The organism is Nonomuraea sp. GTA35 (assembly GCF_041950525.1).
Lineage (GTDB): Bacteria > Actinomycetota > Actinomycetes > Streptosporangiales > Streptosporangiaceae > Nonomuraea.
Genome location: NZ_JBGNUV010000011.1, coordinates 316,096 through 332,242 on the forward strand (window position 1 = coordinate 316,096; position 16,147 = coordinate 332,242).

The following is a 16,147-nucleotide window of genomic DNA, read 5'->3' on the forward strand; positions in this document are numbered from 1 at the left end:
GGAGTCAGGGCAGCCAGTCGATCGCGGCGGCGAGCTCGGAGGGCGCGTTCCCGAAGGTACGCCGGAAGGCCCGGGTGAAGTGCGGGCCGTCGGTGAACCCGGCGGCGTGCGCGGCCGCCGTCAGCGTCTCCCCGGCGGCCACCCGGTCGATGGCACGCCGCAGGCGCAGCCACCGCACGTAGGGCCGCAGCGGGATCCCCACGTGCGCGCTGAACAGGTGCGCCAGCCGGCTCGGCGACAGGTGGACCGCGTCCGCCACCGCTCGCAGCCGCACCGGCCCTGCTGGCAGGAGCGCGGGGATCACGGCGATCGCCGCCTCCACCGCCGGGTGGAGCAGGACGTCTCCGGCGCCGCTGTGGCCGCTCCACGCCTCGACGGCCCGCAGCGCGCTCGCCGCCTCGGCCGAGCGCGCGTGACCGGCCGGCGGGTCGGCGAACATGAGCGGCCGCGTTCCCCGACGGCCCTCTGACGGCGGGCTCTCGGGCGCCGGGTCCTCAGGCGGCTGGCTCTCGGGCGGCGGGCTCGCGGGTGGCGGGCCCTCCGACGGCAGGCTCTCGGGCGGCGGATTCTCGGGCGGCGGGCTCTTTGGCCCGGGTTCGATCGGGGAAGGGCCGTGGACGGGCAGATCGCCGGTCTGCGCGGCGGCCGGCGACCAGGTCGAAGCCCTCGGCCCGGTGCCGGAGCGCGCGAGCAGGGACCGGCCCGGTGAACTGCGCGGATCCAGGTGGACGAGCAGGGCTTCGCCGGCCCCGGCCAGCACCGTGTGGCCGGTGTCGGGCGGGATGACCGCGATCCGCGTGGTCAGCCGTTCGCCGTGGGCGTCGGCCATGGTGAAAGGCTCGGTGGCGACGATGAGCTGGACCGCGTGGTGCGCGTGCAGCTCGTTGCTGCCGACCGCGCCGCCGTACAGCAGCAGGCCGGGCCGCAGGAGACACCAGCCGCGCCACCCGCGCGGCGCGTGAGCGGTCCCGGTCATCGCGTGAGGCGTACCGGCAGCGAGGTGAGACCGTGCATGAGCATCCCGGGCCGCCAGGCTAGCCGCGATTCGGGCACGGCGAGTTCGAGGGCGGGGTAGCGGCGCAGCAGATGGCGGAAGGCGATCTCCGCTTCGACCCGGGCCAGCGGCGCGCCCAGGCAGTAGTGGATGCCGTGGCCGAAGGCCAGATGCTGGGCCGGCTTCCGGGTGACGTCGAACTGGTCGGGCCGCTCGTACTGGGCGTGATCGCGGTTGGCGGCCAGCAGGGAGACCAGGATGAGCTGCCCCGCCGGGATGTCGGCGTCCCCGATGGTCACCGGCTCGGTGGTGAAGCGGAGAGTGGAGGTGCTGATCGGGCCGTCATAGCGCAGCACCTCCTCGACCATGTCGGGGATCAGGCCCGGGTCGTCGCGCAGGCGGGCGAGCTGGCCGGGATGGCGCAGCAGCGCCAGCATGCCGTTGCTGATCAGATGGACCGTGGTCTCGTGCCCGGCGACCAGGAGCAGCCAGGCGGTGTCGACCAGTTCGGTGGCGTTCATCCGTCCGGCCTCGTCGTGCATCTGGACCATCGCGCTGATCAGGTCGCCGGCCGGCTCGGCCCGCTTGGCGGCGCACAGCTCCCGCAGGTAGGCGAGCGTTTCCTCGACCGCCGCGACCACCTGCTGGGGATCCTGGGCCGAGCCCTCGATGGTGATGCCGGACAGGTGGATCATCCGCGGCCAGTCGCGTTCCGGGATGCCGAGCAGTTCGCCGATGACCATGGCGGGCAGCGGTACCGCATAGTCCTTGAGCAGGTCGAACTCGTCCCCCAGCGCATCGAGCAGCCCGGAGCTGATCTGCTCGATGCGGGGGCGTAACGCGCGGATGCGCCCCGCGGTGAAGGTCTTGACGACGATGCGGCGCAGCCGTTCGTGCTTGGGCGGGTCCGAGAAGAGCATGTTGTCGGGAACGACGGCCGCCGCGCCACTGCTGTCGCCGCCGGCCACCTCGTTGGCCTTCATCATGCCGGGGTTGCCCGGGAAGTCCTTGCTGACGCGTGGGTCGGTCAGCGCCGCCCGGACGTCGTCGTATCGCGTGACCAGCCACACCTGGACGCCTTGGGGGGTGGTGGTGAGCGTCACCGGCTCTTCCGCGCGCAGCCTGGAGTAGACCAGATGCGGGTCATGCAGGTAGTCCTGATCGAACACGCTGTTGATCACGGGTTGTCCCTCCGCCATGCCGGTCTCCTCCTCCTGACCCGGCTCACCGCCGGGGAAAGACGCGCTCGTTCCGGAAGCTCGGGCGCGGACTCGCCGCCGCCCGCGTCACGTAGCGGGCGCGCGGTCAGCCCGCCCGGCCCCCGAAGCCGGTCAGCACCTGCTCGGCCTGCTCCATCATGTCCCTGACGATGTCCGCGGCCGGCTTGATGTCGTGGATCAGGCCGACGCCCTGCCCCATCAGCCACGGCATCTCCTCCCAGTCGGCCTCCGTCTCCGGAACCGCCAGCAGCAGGCCGAACTTGCGCACCGCCGTCTCCCGCCCCTGGACGACCGTGGTGCCGACCTGCTCCAGGGAGTCGGCATCGGCCGGGATCTCGTCCTGCCGGTCGTCCCACTCGGCCACCACGCGGTTGCGCTGCAGCCGCATCGGGTTGAAGCTCGGGAACTCCGGGCCGAAGACCGACGTGAGGACCGCGCTGTCACCGGTGGCGTCGACCAGCCGCCGGTGGTGCTCGGGGTGCACGTGGGCCTCCCGCGAGGCGGCCAGCCGGGTGCCGACCCACACGCCGTCCGCGCCGAGACACAGGGCGGCGGCCACCTGCCGGCCGTCGGTGATGCCGCCCGCGGCCAGGACCATCGCGCGCTCGCCCACGGCGTCCACGACGGCGGGCACGTTCACCATGGTCGGCAGGCCGCCGTAGTTGTGCCCGCCGGCCTCCCAGCCCTGGGCGATGACGAGCTCGGCCCCGTCGTCCACGGCGAGCCTGGCCGCGTCGGGGGAGCCGACCTGCTCCCACACCGACACCCCGGCCTCGTGCAGCAGCTTCAGCCGGTCCTCCGGCGGATGGCCCCAGTGGAACGAGACGATCGGCACGCGCTCCTCGGCGCACACCTCCACCTGTTCCGGGGTGGCGAAGAAGGTGATGAGGTTGACGTTGAACGGCCTGCCCGCCGTACGGTCCCTGACCTCGCGGATGGTCTCCCGCAGCTGGTCAGGGGGCATGAGCCCGGCCCCGATCGCGCCGATGCCGCCGGCGTTGGTGACCGCCGCGGCGAGGTCGGGGGTCTCGCCGACGAAGGCCATGCCGGCGCAGGCGAACGGGTAAGGGGTGGCGTACTTCGCCGTAAGCCTGGTGGACAGCACGGACATGGCGGCGTCCTTCCTCGAGACTTCTCCGCCCATTGTGATCCATGCCGGGCGGGCCGCAAGCAGGTCGGCCTCGACGGGCCCCGGCCAGGCGCAGGCAGCCATGGCCGGCACGTGCGCGAGGGCGGGGACGCGGGGCTGCGCCCTCGACTTGTACAGTGATCTCCGGCCGACGGGGGAGGGATCATGCGCGTGCACTATCCGCGGACCCCTCACCTGCCCTGGTCGCCCGGCGCGACCCCCGACGACGTTCGCGCGGGTGACCTGTCAGGGCTGCGCGGGCGCGAGGTCGTGGTCACGGAGAAGCTCGACGGGGAGAACAGCACGCTGTACGCGGACGGGCTGCATGCCCGGTCGCTGGACTCGGGTCACCATCCGTCCCGGGCGTGGGTGAAGGGCCTGCAGGGACGGATCGGCGGGCGGATCCCGGCGGGGTGGCGGGTGTGCGGGGAGAACATGTACGCCCGGCACTCCATCGCGTACCAGGGGCTGGACAGCTGGTTCTACGGGTTCTCGGTGTGGGACGGCGATCGCTGCCTGGACTGGGACCGGACCGTCGCCTTCTTGCGGGGGCTGGGGATCCCCGTCCCGCCGGTGTTGTGGCGTGGCGTCTTCGACGAGCGGGCGCTGCGCGGGTTACGGCTGGACCCGGAGCGGCAGGAAGGGTACGTGGTGCGGGCCGCCGAGGGGTTCGGGCGGGAGGAGTTCGCGGGCCGGGTGGCCAAGTGGGTGCGGCGGGAGCACGTGCGGACGGGGACGCACTGGATGCACACCGCGGTGGTGCCGAACGGGCTGGGGGCGGGGGCGGCGCTGTGGTCGGTGCGGTCCGGGGCCGCACCGGACGTCGGTGCTCTGCTGGCCGCGCTCGACCTCGCCCCGGCCGGCGCGGGTCCCGGCACGAGCGCCTCCACCGGGGGCGATGCGGAGGCGGTGATGCACGCGGAGGCGATGCGCGCGGAGTCGGTGCACGCGGGGGCGGGGGCCGAGGTGGCGGGGCACGCGGCGGCGGCGGTTGAGGAGGCGGCGGCCGAGGTGGCGGCGCGGCTGGACGCGATCGAGCGGTGGGGGGACGCGCGGCTGGCGGGGGTGCTGGCGGCCGTGCTGCATGCCCGGCCGCGGGCCTGGGTGGCGGCGCGCCTGGCGGGCCCGCTGGGCATGGCGTCGGCGCGGCGGGTGGCGGACCTGGTGGGGCTGCACGGTGGATTGCGGCGGCCGTATCCGGACGAACAGCGGCAGACGGGGTTACGGCGGATGGCGTTGGCCGCCGATCTGGGCGTGCTGCATGCCGTCGCGGCGTCCGTCCCGGCGGCCGGGCCCGCCGACGACGCGCGGGAGCAGGCCGAATGGTCGGCGCTGCATGCCGATGAGGCAGGGCTGCTCGGGCCGGAGCCGCTGGGGCCGTTGCGGGCCGGGCTGCGCGAGGCGCTGGCCGGACTCGGCGCGGAGGCGGCCGACCGGTGCTGGGCGGAGGCTCGCGACGCCTGGGTACGGGGCAGGCTCACCGCGGTCGAGGAGGCCGTGGCGGCGACATGGCGGTGGCGGCCCGGGCGCTTCCCCCGGCTGGTGCACCTGACCGGGCCGTCGGGCAGCGGGAAGAGCACGTTCGCGGCCGGGCTGACGGGGATCGACGCGTACGTGTCACTGGACGACCTGCGCGACGCCCGCGGCTCGCGAGCGGACCAGCGGGCGAACCAGGAGATCCTCGGCGAGGCGCTGGACCGGCTCGACGCCGCCCTGGCGTCCGGCGGCACCGTCGTGTGGGACGCCACCTCGCTCAACCAGCACCAGCGTGGCCTGGTCCACAGCGTGGCGCGCCGCCGCGACGCGCTGACGACGCACGCGGTCGTGCTGGTGGAGGCGGCCGAGCTCCACCGGCGCAACGCCCGCCGCGCCCACCCGGTGCCCGCGCACGTGCTGGCCGCGCAGTCGCGCCGGTTCGTCCCGCCGTATCCCGGCCAGGCCCATCGCACGTGGTACGTCGGGGCGCACGGAACCGTCGACGACGTGGACGGCGCCCTGTACGAGCAGGAGGCGTGATGCGTACCAGCGAGGAGATCTACCACCGGATCCGCTGGGACCCGAGGTTCGACCCGTCCCGGTTCGTCATGGGGGTGGGCCAGCGCGAGGCCGCCCCCGAGCGCGTCGCGCTGCCCGCGTTCGCCCCGGGAGGGGACATCCCCTGGCACCGGATCCTGTTCGTCGAGGCGGACGGCGAGCTGGTGTGGGACCGTGCCACGGGGCTCGACCGGCTCGACACCTGCGAGGCCGGCCGGGCACGGGACGCGCGCCTGCTGCGCCCGCCGTTCTTCACCGCCTCGACCCCGCACGCCTGGGACCCGGCCGGCGGCTGGCGTCCCGCCGCGCCCGCGCCCGCCATGCATGCGCCCGCCACGCATGCGCCCGCCACGCACTCGGCTGTGCGCGTGCTGACGTGGAACACGTTGTGGGACCGTTACGACAGCGACCGCATCGACACCGCCCGCCGCCGCCCCCTGCTGCTCGCGGCCCTGGAGGAGGCCGGCGCGGACGTGATCGCGCTGCAGGAGGTCGAGCCCGCGCTGCTGTCGATGCTGCTGGCCGCCCCCTGGGTACGGGACGGCTACACGCTCGGCACCGACCCGTACGGCCCGGACGTGGACGACGGCGGCCTGCTGCTGCTCAGCCGGCTGCCCGTGCGAGAGGCGGCACGGCACGAGCTGAGCCCGCACAAGGCGGTGGCCGCCGTCGTGGTGGACACCGCCACCGGGCCTCTCGTCGTCGCCGTCACCCATCTGACCAGCGATCACTCCACGGACGGCGCCTCCAGGCGGCGGGCCGAGCTGGCCGCGATCGCCGAGGGGCTGGCCGGCGTGGACGGCGACGTGGTCCTGGCGGGCGACTTCAACGACGGCACGGACACCCCCGCGGCGGCACTGGGCCTGCGGGACGCGTGGGCGGAGGCGTACGGGCCCGACCAGACGCCCACCTTCGACCCGGCCGTCAACCCGCTCGCGGCGCTGTCCTCCCGGTCCGGGCGGGCCGCGCGGCTGGACCGGATCCTGCTGCGGGGCAGGCCCCAGGTGGTCTCGGCGGCGCTGCGTGGTGACACGCCGGATCCCGGAGGGCTGTACATCTCCGATCATTACGCGGTGGAGGCGGTCCTCGACCTCACGGGTGACGTCCGGGACCGCGGGGTGCTCGACGTGCCGCCGACGGCGCGGACGGCGGTGGCGTGGCTGCCGCCGGCCGAGCTGTGGCCGGCGATCCAGGAGGTGCGCCGGGCGCACGATCCGCAGATCAGCCGGTGGCCCCCGCACGTCAACCTGCTGTTCGGCTTCGTGCCGGAGTCGGAGTTCGAGGCGGCGGCGCCGTTGCTGGCCGCTGCGGCGGCCGAGGTGGGGCCGTTCGCGGCCAGGCTGGAGGGGGTGCGGACGTTCCGTCATCGCGATCACGTGACCGCCTGGCTCGACCCGGCCGCCGGTGATCCGGCCCCGTGGGGGCGCCTGCACGAGGCGTTGCGGCGGCGGTTCCCCCGGTGCGGGGGACGTCCCGAGGGCTACACCCCGCACCTGACCCTCGGGCGCACCGAGGACACCATCCGCATGGCCGCGATGACGGCGCAGGTGGGGGAGCTGGTCCTGCTGTCGCGCCGGGCCGGCGAGCCCATGCGTCCCCGGGCGCGGATCACGCTGGGCACGGGCGAGCTCCGCTGGCTCCCCGACCCGGCGGCCGACGAGAACGCGGGGCCGGGGCCGGGGCCGGGGCCGTGACGCGGCGGCTGGAGGAGGCACTGGAGCCCGGGGTGGTGCACGTCGCCGGGTCGCGGCGTATGGGGTGCGAGCTGCCGGACGCCGACCTGGACCTGGTGGCGGTGCTGCCCGGCGAACCGGACCTCGCCGAGGTCGAGGCGCGGGTCCGCGCGGCGCTGCCCGAGGTCTCCAGGCTGCGGCGGGTGGTCGGTGCCCGGGTGCCGGGCCTGCGCCTGCGTACGGGCGGGCTGGACGTGGACCTGACCGTGGTGCCGTCCGGCTCCCTGCCGCCGCGGCAGGCCGTGGACCGCCGAGCCGAGCTGGGCCAGGCGGCGGCGACCGCCTTGAGCGCGGTGAGCGACGCGGACGCCGTGCGGGCCGCCGTGGGGGAGGACCACGACGCCTTCGCCCGCCTGGCCAGGCAGGTGAAGGAGTGGGCGCGAGCCCGCGGGCTGGACTCCGCCCCGTTCGGCGGGCTTCCCGGCCTGGCCTGGACGGTCATGGCCGCACGGACCGTGCACGGCGGCGGCGACCCGCTGAGCCGGTTCTTCGGTACGTGGGCCGCGTGGAACTGGCGGGACCCGGTCGGCCTCGCCCCTGGCGGCCCTGCCATCGCGGAGCCCGCCCCCGTCGTGGTGCTGACACCCAGCGCCCCCGTGCGCAACTGCGCCCGCCAGGTCACCCCCGGCGGCCTGGACCTGCTCACCCAGGAGCTGTACCGGGCCTGGGAGCTCGCGGAGGAGGGCCGCTCCGCCGAGCTGGCCGCCCCGCCGCCCCTGCACCGCCGTCACGCCGCCTGGGCGGTGGTGACCGTGCGCTCCGCGGAGCTCGACGCGCTGCTCGGCCGCGTCAGAGGACGCATGCTGGAGCTGATCGGCGCCCTGGAGGAGGCCGGGGCGCCGGACGTGCACGCCTGGCCGCGCCCGTTCGACAGCGGCCCCCGGCAGGCCCGGTACGCCATCGGCCTGGGCCGTACACCGCCGTCGGCCGCCCGGCTCGGCGAGATCGCCGGCCGGTGGGCCGGGGACCTGCCCGGCGTCACGGTCGAACGCGCCGACGGCGGCGCCGTGCCCACGCTGCGCTGAGCCCTTCCCCGCACTGTTTGCAGTGTTATAGTCAAAAGCAAACAGTTGGAGGTGGGCCATGTCCCGTTCCACCGATCCCGCCGCGCCGGGCCGCCTGCGCCGCCTGACGCTGGCGGCCGTCCCTCCGCTGCTCGTCCTGCTCGTGCCGACGATCCTGGTCGGCCTGTACGGAGACCGCCTGCCCGACCGCGCCTACATCGAGAGCTGGGCCACCCACACCAGCTACGCGCCCACCTGGGACGGCTGGCTGTCGGGGCGGCGTCTCTCCCTGGTGCTGTACGAGGCCACCCTCCTCCTGCCGTTCCTGAGCTGCTGGCGCGTGCCCCAGGTGCAGCGCGTGGTCGTGGCCCTGAGCTTCGCCGCCATCGCCTCCCTCACGACCTCCACCGTCCTGGAGCTGACGGCGTTGCTCGACTCCCCGGGTCCGGTGGCCCGCCCGGCCTGGCACCTCGGCACGGAGATCGCCGTGACCGTCGTCGCGGCCGTCCTGGGTTACCGGGCGTCCGGTCCGGTCCCGGGGCCGCCCGAGGTCACGGCCGTGCCGCCGCCGCACGCGCCCGCCATGGCGCTCGGGCCGCACCAGCGGGTCCTGTTCGTGACGTCGGCGTGGTCGGTCCGCCGGCTGGTGTTCGCCGCGGTGCTGGGCGCGCTCGCCGTGGTCAGCGCGGGCAACGGCTCCGGAGCCTGGCAGGGCACGGCGCTGCTGGCGCTGTGGGCGCTGTTCGAGGCGGCGCAGGCTCGTACGAGCCTGCAGATCGACGGCTCCGGCATCACCGTGCGCGCGACGTGGCTGCCCGCCCTGCGGCGGACGGCGCCCTACTCCCGGGTCCGCTTCGCCGAGGCCAGGGACCGGGCCCCGGAAGGGCGATACAAGCTGGACGACAGCTCGACCGGCTGGGGCGTCGTCAACGGCAAGGGGCCGGTTCTCGCGCTGTCCTTGAGCGACGACCGGTGGCTCGTCTACTCCACGCGCGAGGCGCCGACCGCCGCCGCGCTGGTCAACGGCTGGTTGAGCAGGCAACGGCAGGGAGGGGCGGCGTAGTGCTGATCACCATAGATCCGGCGTCGTCCCAGCCTCTGGCCGATCAGGTGGCGGCGTCGGTCCGCGCCGCGCTGGCCGCCGGGACGGCCGCGCCCGGTGACCGGCTGCCCTCGGCCCGCACCGTGGCCGCCACCCTCGGCATCAACCTGCACACCGTCCTGCGCGGCTACCAGCAACTGCGCGACGAGGGGCTGGTCCAGCTGCGCCGCGGCCGGACGGCCGTCATCACCGGCGCGGCCGACCAGTTCCGGCTGCGGCTGGCAGAGGCGGCCGAGGAGTTCGCCAGGGCCGCGCTGCACGCCGGCGCCTCCGAGGAGGAGGCGCTCGCCGCCGCCCGCCAGGCGCTGCTCGCCCTCCGGAAGTGACCCGGCGCGCTGGGCGGGCGCCGCTCGCCCTCGCCGTCGAAAACGCGTTGAAGCCCCCACGACCGGTCCCTACACTTCCCCCGTGCTCAAGCCCCACTACCCGATCATCACCGAGCGCCTGCTCCTGCGCCCCTTCACGCCCGACGACCTCGACGCCGTCAACGCCTACGAATCGCGCCCCGACGTCGCCCGCTACCTCTACTGGGAGCCCCGCGACCGCGACACCAGCGCCACCTTCCTGGACAAGAAGGCCACCCGCACCGCGCTCCACGACGAGGGCGACGCCCTCGACCTGGCCGTCACCCTGCGCGACACCGGCGACCTCATCGGCAGTTGCCTGCTCTTCTGGACCAGCAAGCAGCACCGCCAGGGCGAGCTCGGCTACATCCTGCACCCCGACCACCACGGCCACGGCTACGCCACGGAAGCCTCCCGCGCCATGCTCCGCCTCGGCTTCGCCGACCTCGGCCTGCACCGCATCACCGGCCGCCTCGACGCACTCAACACCGCCTCCGCCCGTGTCCTGGAGAAGCTCGGCATGCGCCGCGAGGCGACCCTCATCGACAACGAGTTCGTCAAGGGCACCTGGGCCAGCGAAGCCATCTACGCCGTTCTCGAAACCGAATGGACCCCCTGACCGGCCCGGCGATCAGCTGAGTGACCGTCGCCGAGGTGCGCTCGGAGACGGATCCACCTGTACCGCCGAACCTGTGTGAACCATCACATTGCGCACGAGTCGTGTGCGGCGGCTGTGAGCCGAGTGGTACTCATGATCACACCACTGGCAAAGCGAAAGGATCTTCGTGCGCATACGCAAGCTGGCGACCCTCCTGGCCGGCGCTACCCTGGCCGCCACCACCACGCTGGCAGCGACCGCCACCCCGGCAGGCGCGGCCGGGCCCTGCGGCAGCAGCTACTCCCGGATCGGCGTATACAACATCGGCATCGAGAAGTACGGGTACCGCACGGGCATCCTGGAGGTGTACTACAGCTCCAGCACAGGCAAGAACTGCGCCCTCGTCTACGGCGACGGCCCCTACGCCAACACCACGAGCTGGAAGGGCGTCGTCATCTCGCGAGGCGACGGCAGCGGGAAGGACAGCGACGCCGACAACTACAAGTACTACGCGGGCCCGGTGTACGTCTCGGCGCCCGGCCAGTGCATTGACGTAGAGGGAATCTCGCCGTCCTGGACGAGCGTCAAGCTCAACAACGTGCACTGCGGCTGAGCCTGTCGTAACCAGACGGGGCGCCGCGAAAGGGACTCGTCGGGCGGCACCCCGACGGCCGGGCCACGGCGCCCCGTTCGGCTCCAGGGTGGCCGTCGCGCCCCGGCCCGAGCACGCGCGCCGCCTGGTCTACACGCAGCGGAGGTGATGCGCGCCTACTCGACGGCCTGGGCGATGGCGCGGGTGGCCGTGGCCGACGACGTCATCGACGGGGTCGAGATCCCCGCCGGGTCCACCGTGGTGCTCTCTCCCTGCCTGACGCATCGGCTGCCTGACATCTGGCACCGGCCGGTCGAGCTGAAGCCGACGCCTCGCCGGCCCCGCACCACGGCCTGATCAGCCGGCACGGGTGCCGCGGATCCCCGCGACCTCCTCCGTCTCCGGCTCGATCCCGGGGCTCACCCGGCGGCGTACAGCTTGGCGATGCGCGCACCGAGGTCGGCGCCGTAGTTCTCGTGGTAGACCTGGGCGGAGCAGTAGACCGCGCCGCCCTGGCGGGCCAGCGCGGGCGTCCAGGCGGCGGCGTTCTCCACGCCGGGATCGGTCATCGCCAGGCCGGTGAGCGCGACGTCGTCCACGCTGACGTCGATGAAGTAGTCGCTGACACCTTTGCGCTCGTACAGGCGCCATTGCAACGTCGCGCTCGTCGCCCCGGCCGGCCTGGCCGTGAGGTCGACCGTCGCCTTCACCCAGGTGTCCGCCGCGTCGGCGGCGACGTCGCGTTCCCACGGACCCACGGCCTGAGACACGCCGGGGATCATCGACAGCAGCACGGCGAAGACGGTCACGAGCGCGAGGCGGATCACGAGGGTTCCTTCGGGCATGATCAGGTGAGGGGCCCGTCAGCGTAGCGAGCTCCGGTAGGCCGCCGGCATGCGGAACCGCCTGGCCGGTGGGGAAGGACGTCCGATGTGCGGCGGGTCACGCGCGCGAGCCCAGATGTTGCTGGATGGCGGCCATGACGGCCTGAGGTGAGGCCGTGCGGGTGAAGGTGGCGACGATCACCTGGTCGCTCTCCCGGGGTTGTTCGAGGTGGCGGAAGGTGGCGATGACGTAGCCGAGGGCGTGGTCGAGCGGCTCGCTCGGGTCGTAGGTGCCGCCGGCGCGCAGCCAGCCACGCAGCACCTGGTTGTGGGCGGCCACCACGGAGGCCGCCATGAGCTCGGCCCGCAGGCCGGCGTCGGGGGAGTCGCCCAGCCACGCGCCGACGAACTCGCGGAACAGCCGCTGGTAGCGGGCCACGCTGGCGATCTCGCGATCGCGCAGCGCGGGCACTTGGCGCACCAGGCGGTAGCGGCGCAGCGAGACCTCGGCGTCCTCGACGTAGTGGGCGAGCACGATCCGGACGGCGTCGGTGATGGCCACGATGGCGGTGCCGGCGGTGGAGGCCCGCAGCCGTGCGCCGATCCTGTCGAGCAGCGCGTCGTGGTCGGGAAAGATCGCGTCTTCCTTCGAGCGGTAGTAGCGGAAGAACGTGCTGCGGCTGACGCCTGCCCGGGCGGCGATGTCGTCGACGGTGGTCTCGTCGTAGCCGTGCTCGTCGAACAGCGTCACGGCGGCTTCGGCGAGGCGGTGTTTGATGGGCGGTTTCGGCACACGGCCATTCTCCCGGGGATCGGGGATGTTCAACCCCTTCGAAACTGAGTACCGTAATCGTGAAACTCAGTCTTATCGGTGGTGGTGGATGGCGACGCAAGGCACCGCGGGCAGTCTGGCCCGCCTGAAGGAGCGCCTGGACGAGGCGGTGCACGTCGGCGAGGCCCGCGCGGCGGCCAAGCAGCACGCCAGGGGCAGGCTGACCGCCCGCGAGCGCATCGAGCGGCTGCTGGACGACGGCTCGTTCGTCGAGCTGGACGCCCTGGCGAAGGGCTCGCTCGGCCACGGCGACGGCGTGGTGACCGGGTACGGGACGGTGGACGGCCGCCAGGTGTGCGTGTTCTCGCAGGACTTCACGGTCGCGGGCGGGTCGCTGGGCGAGGTGTACGGGCAGAAGATCTGCAAGGTCATGGACCTGGCGATGCGCAACGGCTGCCCGATCATCGGCATCAACGAGGGGGCCGGGGCGCGCATCCAGGAGGGGGTGGTCTCGCTCGGCCTGTACGGCGAGATCTTCCGCCGCAACATCCGCGCCTCCGGGGTGATCCCGCAGATCTCGCTCATCATGGGCGCGTGCGCGGGCGGCCACGTCTACTCGCCGGCGCTGACCGACTTCACGATCATGGTGGACGAGCGGTCGCACATGTTCGTCACGGGCCCGGACGTGATCAGGACGGTCACGGGGGAGGACGTGACGTTCGAGGACCTGGGCGGCGGACGGGTGCACAACAGCCGCAGCGGCGTGGCCCACTACCTGGCCTCCGACGAGGACGACGCCCTCGACTACGCGCGGGCGCTGCTGGCGTACCTGCCGGACAACAACCTCGACGAGCCGCCGTACCCGCACGTCGAAGCGGACCTGTCGGACGATCCGGCCCTGGACGCGCTCGTCCCGGACTCGCCGAACCAGCCCTACGACATGCACGAGGTCATCGGCGCGCTGCTGGACGACGGCGAGTTCCTGGAGGTGCAGGAGCTGTTCGCGCCCAACATCGTGATCGGCTTCGGCCGGATCGAGGGCCGGCCGGTCGGCGTGGTGGCCAACCAGCCGATGCGGCTGGCGGGCACGCTCGACATCGACGCCTCGGAGAAGGCCGCCCGGTTCGTGCGGACCTGCGACGCCTTCAGCATCCCGGTGCTCACCCTCGTGGACGTGCCCGGTTTCCTGCCCGGCACGGATCAGGAGTGGAACGGCATCATCCGGCGCGGCGCGAAACTCCTGTACGCCTACGGCGAGGCCACCGTGCCGCTCGTCACCGTCATCACCCGCAAGGCCTACGGCGGCGCGTACGACGTGATGGGCTCCAAGCACCTGGGCGCGGACGTCAACCTGGCCTGGTCCACGGCGCAGATCGCCGTCATGGGCGCGCAGGGCGCGGTGAACATCCTGCACCGCAAGCGCCTGGCCGCCGCAGAGGACCCCGACGCGCTGCGCGCGGAGCTGATCGCCGAGTACGAGGACACCCTGGCCACCCCCTACCTGGCGGCCGAGCGCGGCTACGTGGACAAGGTGATCCGGCCCGGCGAGACCCGCCGCGAGGTCACCCGGGCGCTGCGCCTGCTGCGCGGCAAGCGCGACTCCCTGCCGCCCAAGAAGCACGGGAACATCCCGCTGTGAAGATCACCAAAGGCTCGCCGACGTCCGGAGAACTGGCCGCCCTCGTCGTAGCCCTGCACGCCACGCGGCAGTCACCCGCCCCGGCACATGCACTGGCACCCGCCCCGGCACATGCACTGGCACCCGCACCGGCACCCGCACCGGCACCCGCACCGGCACCCGCACCGGCACCCGCACCGGCACCCGCACCGGCACCCGCATGGGCGCCCGTGACGCGCCGCCCCCGCCGCTCGTTGCGGCGCCCCCTCCTACCCCGCCCCGGCGGCTGGCGGGAGTCGCGATGGAATCTGGGAGGACACCCGTGAGCCTGCGCAAGGTGCTCATCGCCAACCGCGGCGAGATCGCCGTCCGCGTCATCCGGGCCTGCCGGGACGCCGGGATCGGCTGCGTGGCGGTCTACGCCGGCCCCGACCGAGACGCGCTGCACGCCCGGCTGGCCGACGAGGCGTACGCGCTGGACGGGCAGTCGCCCGCCGACACCTACCTCGACATCGCCGAACTGCTGGACGTGGCCGCCCGCTCCGGAGCCGACTCCGTCCACCCCGGCTACGGCTTCCTCGCCGAGAACGCCGACTTCGCCCAGGCCGTCATCGACGCCGGCCTCGTCTGGATCGGCCCGCCCCCTCCGGCGATCACCGCGCTCGGCGACAAGGTCCAGGCTCGCCACATCGCCCAGAAGGTCGGCGCCCCCCTCGTCGCCGGCACCCCCGATCCGGTGGCGGACGTCGCCGAGGTGACGGCGTTCGCGCGGCAGCACGGGCTGCCGATCGCGATCAAGGCCGCGTTCGGGGGCGGCGGGCGCGGGCTGAAGGTGGCCCGCAGCCTGGAGGAGATCCCCGACCTGTACGACAGCGCCGTCCGCGAGGCGGTGGCGGCCTTCGGCCGGGGCGAGTGCTTCGTCGAGCGCTACCTCGACCGGCCCCGCCACGTCGAGACCCAGTGCCTGGCCGACGCCCACGGCAACGTCGTGGTCGTCTCCACCCGCGACTGCTCCCTCCAGCGCCGCCACCAGAAGCTGGTGGAGGAGGCGCCCGCCCCGTTCCTCACCTCGGACCAGGAGGCGCTGCTGCGCGAGTCGTCCAAGGCGATCCTGCGCGAGGCCGGCTACGTCGGCGCCGGTACGTGCGAGTTCCTGGTCGGGCAGGACGGCACGATCTCGTTCCTGGAGGTCAACACCCGGCTGCAGGTCGAGCACCCGGTCACCGAGGAGGTCACCGGCATCGACCTGGTCCGCGAGATGTTCCGCGTCGCCGACGGCGAACCCCTCGGCTACGACGACCCGCCCTCGCGCGGCCACTCCATCGAGTTCCGCGTCAACGCCGAGGACCCCGGCCGCGGCTTCCTGCCCGCGCCCGGCACCATCACCCGCTGGCGCGCCCCCTCCGGCCCCGGCGTCCGCCTCGACGCCGGATACGAGCAGGGCGAGACCGTGCCCGGCGCCTACGACTCCCTGATCGCCAAGCTGATCGTCACCGGCGCCACCCGGGAACAGGCGTTGCAACGCGCCCGCCGCGCCCTGGCCGAGTTCGAGATCGACGGCATGCCCACCGTCCTGCCCTTCCACCGGGCGGTCGTGACGGACCCGGCGTTCGTCGACTTCGCCGTGCACACCCGCTGGATCGAGACCGAGTTCGACAACCGGCTCGCCCCCTACGCCGGCCCGGTCGCCACCGGTGAGCCGGGGGAGCTTGAGCGCGTCACCGTCGAGGTGGCGGGCAAGCGCCTGGAGGTCGTCCTGCCCGCCGGGCTCGGCGCCGCGCGTCCCGCCGCCTCCAGGGCCGTTCCCCGCCGCCGCCGCGCCGCGCAGGCGGCACCCGCCGGAGACGCCCTGGTCAGCCCGATGCAGGGCACCATCGTCAAGCTGGTGGCGGCCGACGGTGACAGCGTGCGCGCGGGGGACACGGTCGTCGTGCTGGAGGCCATGAAGATGGAGCAGCCGCTCACCGCACATCAGGACGGCACCGTGGTCGGCATGTCAGCCGAGGTGGGGGCCACGGTGGCCGCCGGCGCGGTGATCTGCCAGATCAAGGCCCCGTCATGACCGCCTCCACCCGGCTGCGACGCGGCCTCGTGTGATCGGCCGGCGGCGGCCTGTCGCCTCCGCTTCGAACAATCTACGGGACATCAATTCGGCAAGACACACGGTCACCACGGGTGTCTTG

General features: G+C 73.7%; 15 protein-coding genes. 10 read left to right on the forward strand and 5 right to left on the reverse strand.

All coding sequences use genetic code 11. The features are described from left to right. Positions 1-4: 4 nt before the first annotated feature. From ACBJ32_RS40435 to ACBJ32_RS40445, 3 genes are all read right to left on the reverse strand, one after another. Complete coding sequence (locus ACBJ32_RS40435; RefSeq protein ID WP_375131286.1) at positions 5-976, reverse strand: helix-turn-helix transcriptional regulator; 972 nt, start codon at positions 974-976, stop codon at positions 5-7. Next, a complete protein-coding gene (locus tag ACBJ32_RS40440; RefSeq protein WP_375131287.1) occupies positions 973-2,193 on the reverse strand; it encodes a cytochrome P450 in 1,221 nt (406 codons plus the stop codon). Before ACBJ32_RS40440 ends, ACBJ32_RS40435 begins: the two co-directional genes overlap by 4 nt. 106 nt (positions 2,194-2,299) lie before the next feature. Then, positions 2,300-3,325, reverse strand: coding sequence for an NAD(P)H-dependent flavin oxidoreductase (locus tag ACBJ32_RS40445; RefSeq protein WP_375131288.1), 1,026 nt, complete (start codon positions 3,323-3,325; stop codon positions 2,300-2,302). A 183-nt stretch (positions 3,326-3,508) separates the two neighbouring features. Here ACBJ32_RS40445 and ACBJ32_RS40450 point away from each other — a divergent pair, with 183 nt between their 5' ends. The 8 genes from ACBJ32_RS40450 (at position 3,509) to ACBJ32_RS40485 (ending at position 11,107) form a co-directional block, all read left to right on the forward strand. After that, positions 3,509-5,359: an RNA ligase family protein gene (locus ACBJ32_RS40450; RefSeq protein WP_375131289.1), complete on the forward strand. Its 1,851-nt coding sequence runs from the start codon at positions 3,509-3,511 to the stop codon at positions 5,357-5,359. Further along, positions 5,359-7,071, forward strand: a complete 1,713-nt coding sequence (locus ACBJ32_RS40455) for an RNA repair domain-containing protein (protein ID WP_375131290.1) — start codon at positions 5,359-5,361, stop codon at positions 7,069-7,071. The genes ACBJ32_RS40450 and ACBJ32_RS40455 overlap by 1 nt, the downstream gene beginning before the upstream one ends. Continuing rightward, positions 7,068-8,135 (forward strand): hypothetical protein, encoded by a 1,068-nt coding sequence (locus tag ACBJ32_RS40460; RefSeq protein WP_375131291.1) that lies wholly within the window; start codon positions 7,068-7,070, stop codon positions 8,133-8,135. Before ACBJ32_RS40455 ends, ACBJ32_RS40460 begins: the two co-directional genes overlap by 4 nt. A gap of 58 nt (positions 8,136-8,193) precedes the next feature. Further along, on the forward strand, positions 8,194-9,177 hold the full coding sequence (locus tag ACBJ32_RS40465; protein WP_375131292.1) for a hypothetical protein: 984 nt from the start codon (positions 8,194-8,196) through the stop codon (positions 9,175-9,177). Continuing rightward, positions 9,177-9,542 carry a GntR family transcriptional regulator gene (locus tag ACBJ32_RS40470; protein WP_357885471.1) on the forward strand — a complete coding sequence of 122 codons (366 nt, stop codon included), beginning with the start codon at positions 9,177-9,179 and terminating at the stop codon, positions 9,540-9,542. Before ACBJ32_RS40465 ends, ACBJ32_RS40470 begins: the two co-directional genes overlap by 1 nt. Before the next feature lie 82 nt (positions 9,543-9,624). Then, a complete protein-coding gene (locus ACBJ32_RS40475) occupies positions 9,625-10,179 on the forward strand; it encodes a GNAT family N-acetyltransferase (protein ID WP_375131293.1) in 555 nt (184 codons plus the stop codon). A 166-nt stretch (positions 10,180-10,345) separates the two neighbouring features. Then, positions 10,346-10,771: a spore-associated protein A gene (locus tag ACBJ32_RS40480; RefSeq protein WP_357885475.1), complete on the forward strand. Its 426-nt coding sequence runs from the start codon at positions 10,346-10,348 to the stop codon at positions 10,769-10,771. Positions 10,772-10,918: 147 nt separating this feature from the next. Then, a complete protein-coding gene (locus tag ACBJ32_RS40485; protein ID WP_375131294.1) occupies positions 10,919-11,107 on the forward strand; it encodes a cytochrome P450 in 189 nt (62 codons plus the stop codon). A 62-nt stretch (positions 11,108-11,169) separates the two neighbouring features. Here ACBJ32_RS40485 and ACBJ32_RS40490 read toward each other — a convergent pair whose 3' ends face one another. Next, entirely contained in the window at positions 11,170-11,577 is a 408-nt protein-coding gene (locus tag ACBJ32_RS40490; protein ID WP_375131295.1) for a hypothetical protein, read from the reverse strand. A 115-nt stretch (positions 11,578-11,692) separates the two neighbouring features. Continuing rightward, positions 11,693-12,367, reverse strand: coding sequence for a TetR family transcriptional regulator (locus ACBJ32_RS40495; protein WP_357885481.1), 675 nt, complete (start codon positions 12,365-12,367; stop codon positions 11,693-11,695). An 88-nt stretch (positions 12,368-12,455) separates the two neighbouring features. Between ACBJ32_RS40495 and ACBJ32_RS40500 the strand changes: the two genes are divergently transcribed. Together ACBJ32_RS40500 and ACBJ32_RS40505 are read left to right on the forward strand one after the other, a co-directional pair. Further along, a complete protein-coding gene (locus ACBJ32_RS40500; protein ID WP_375131296.1) occupies positions 12,456-13,985 on the forward strand; it encodes an acyl-CoA carboxylase subunit beta in 1,530 nt (509 codons plus the stop codon). 307 nt (positions 13,986-14,292) lie between these two features. Continuing rightward, positions 14,293-16,026, forward strand: a complete 1,734-nt coding sequence (locus ACBJ32_RS40505; protein ID WP_375131370.1) for an acetyl/propionyl/methylcrotonyl-CoA carboxylase subunit alpha — start codon at positions 14,293-14,295, stop codon at positions 16,024-16,026. Positions 16,027-16,147: the final 121 nt, after the last annotated feature.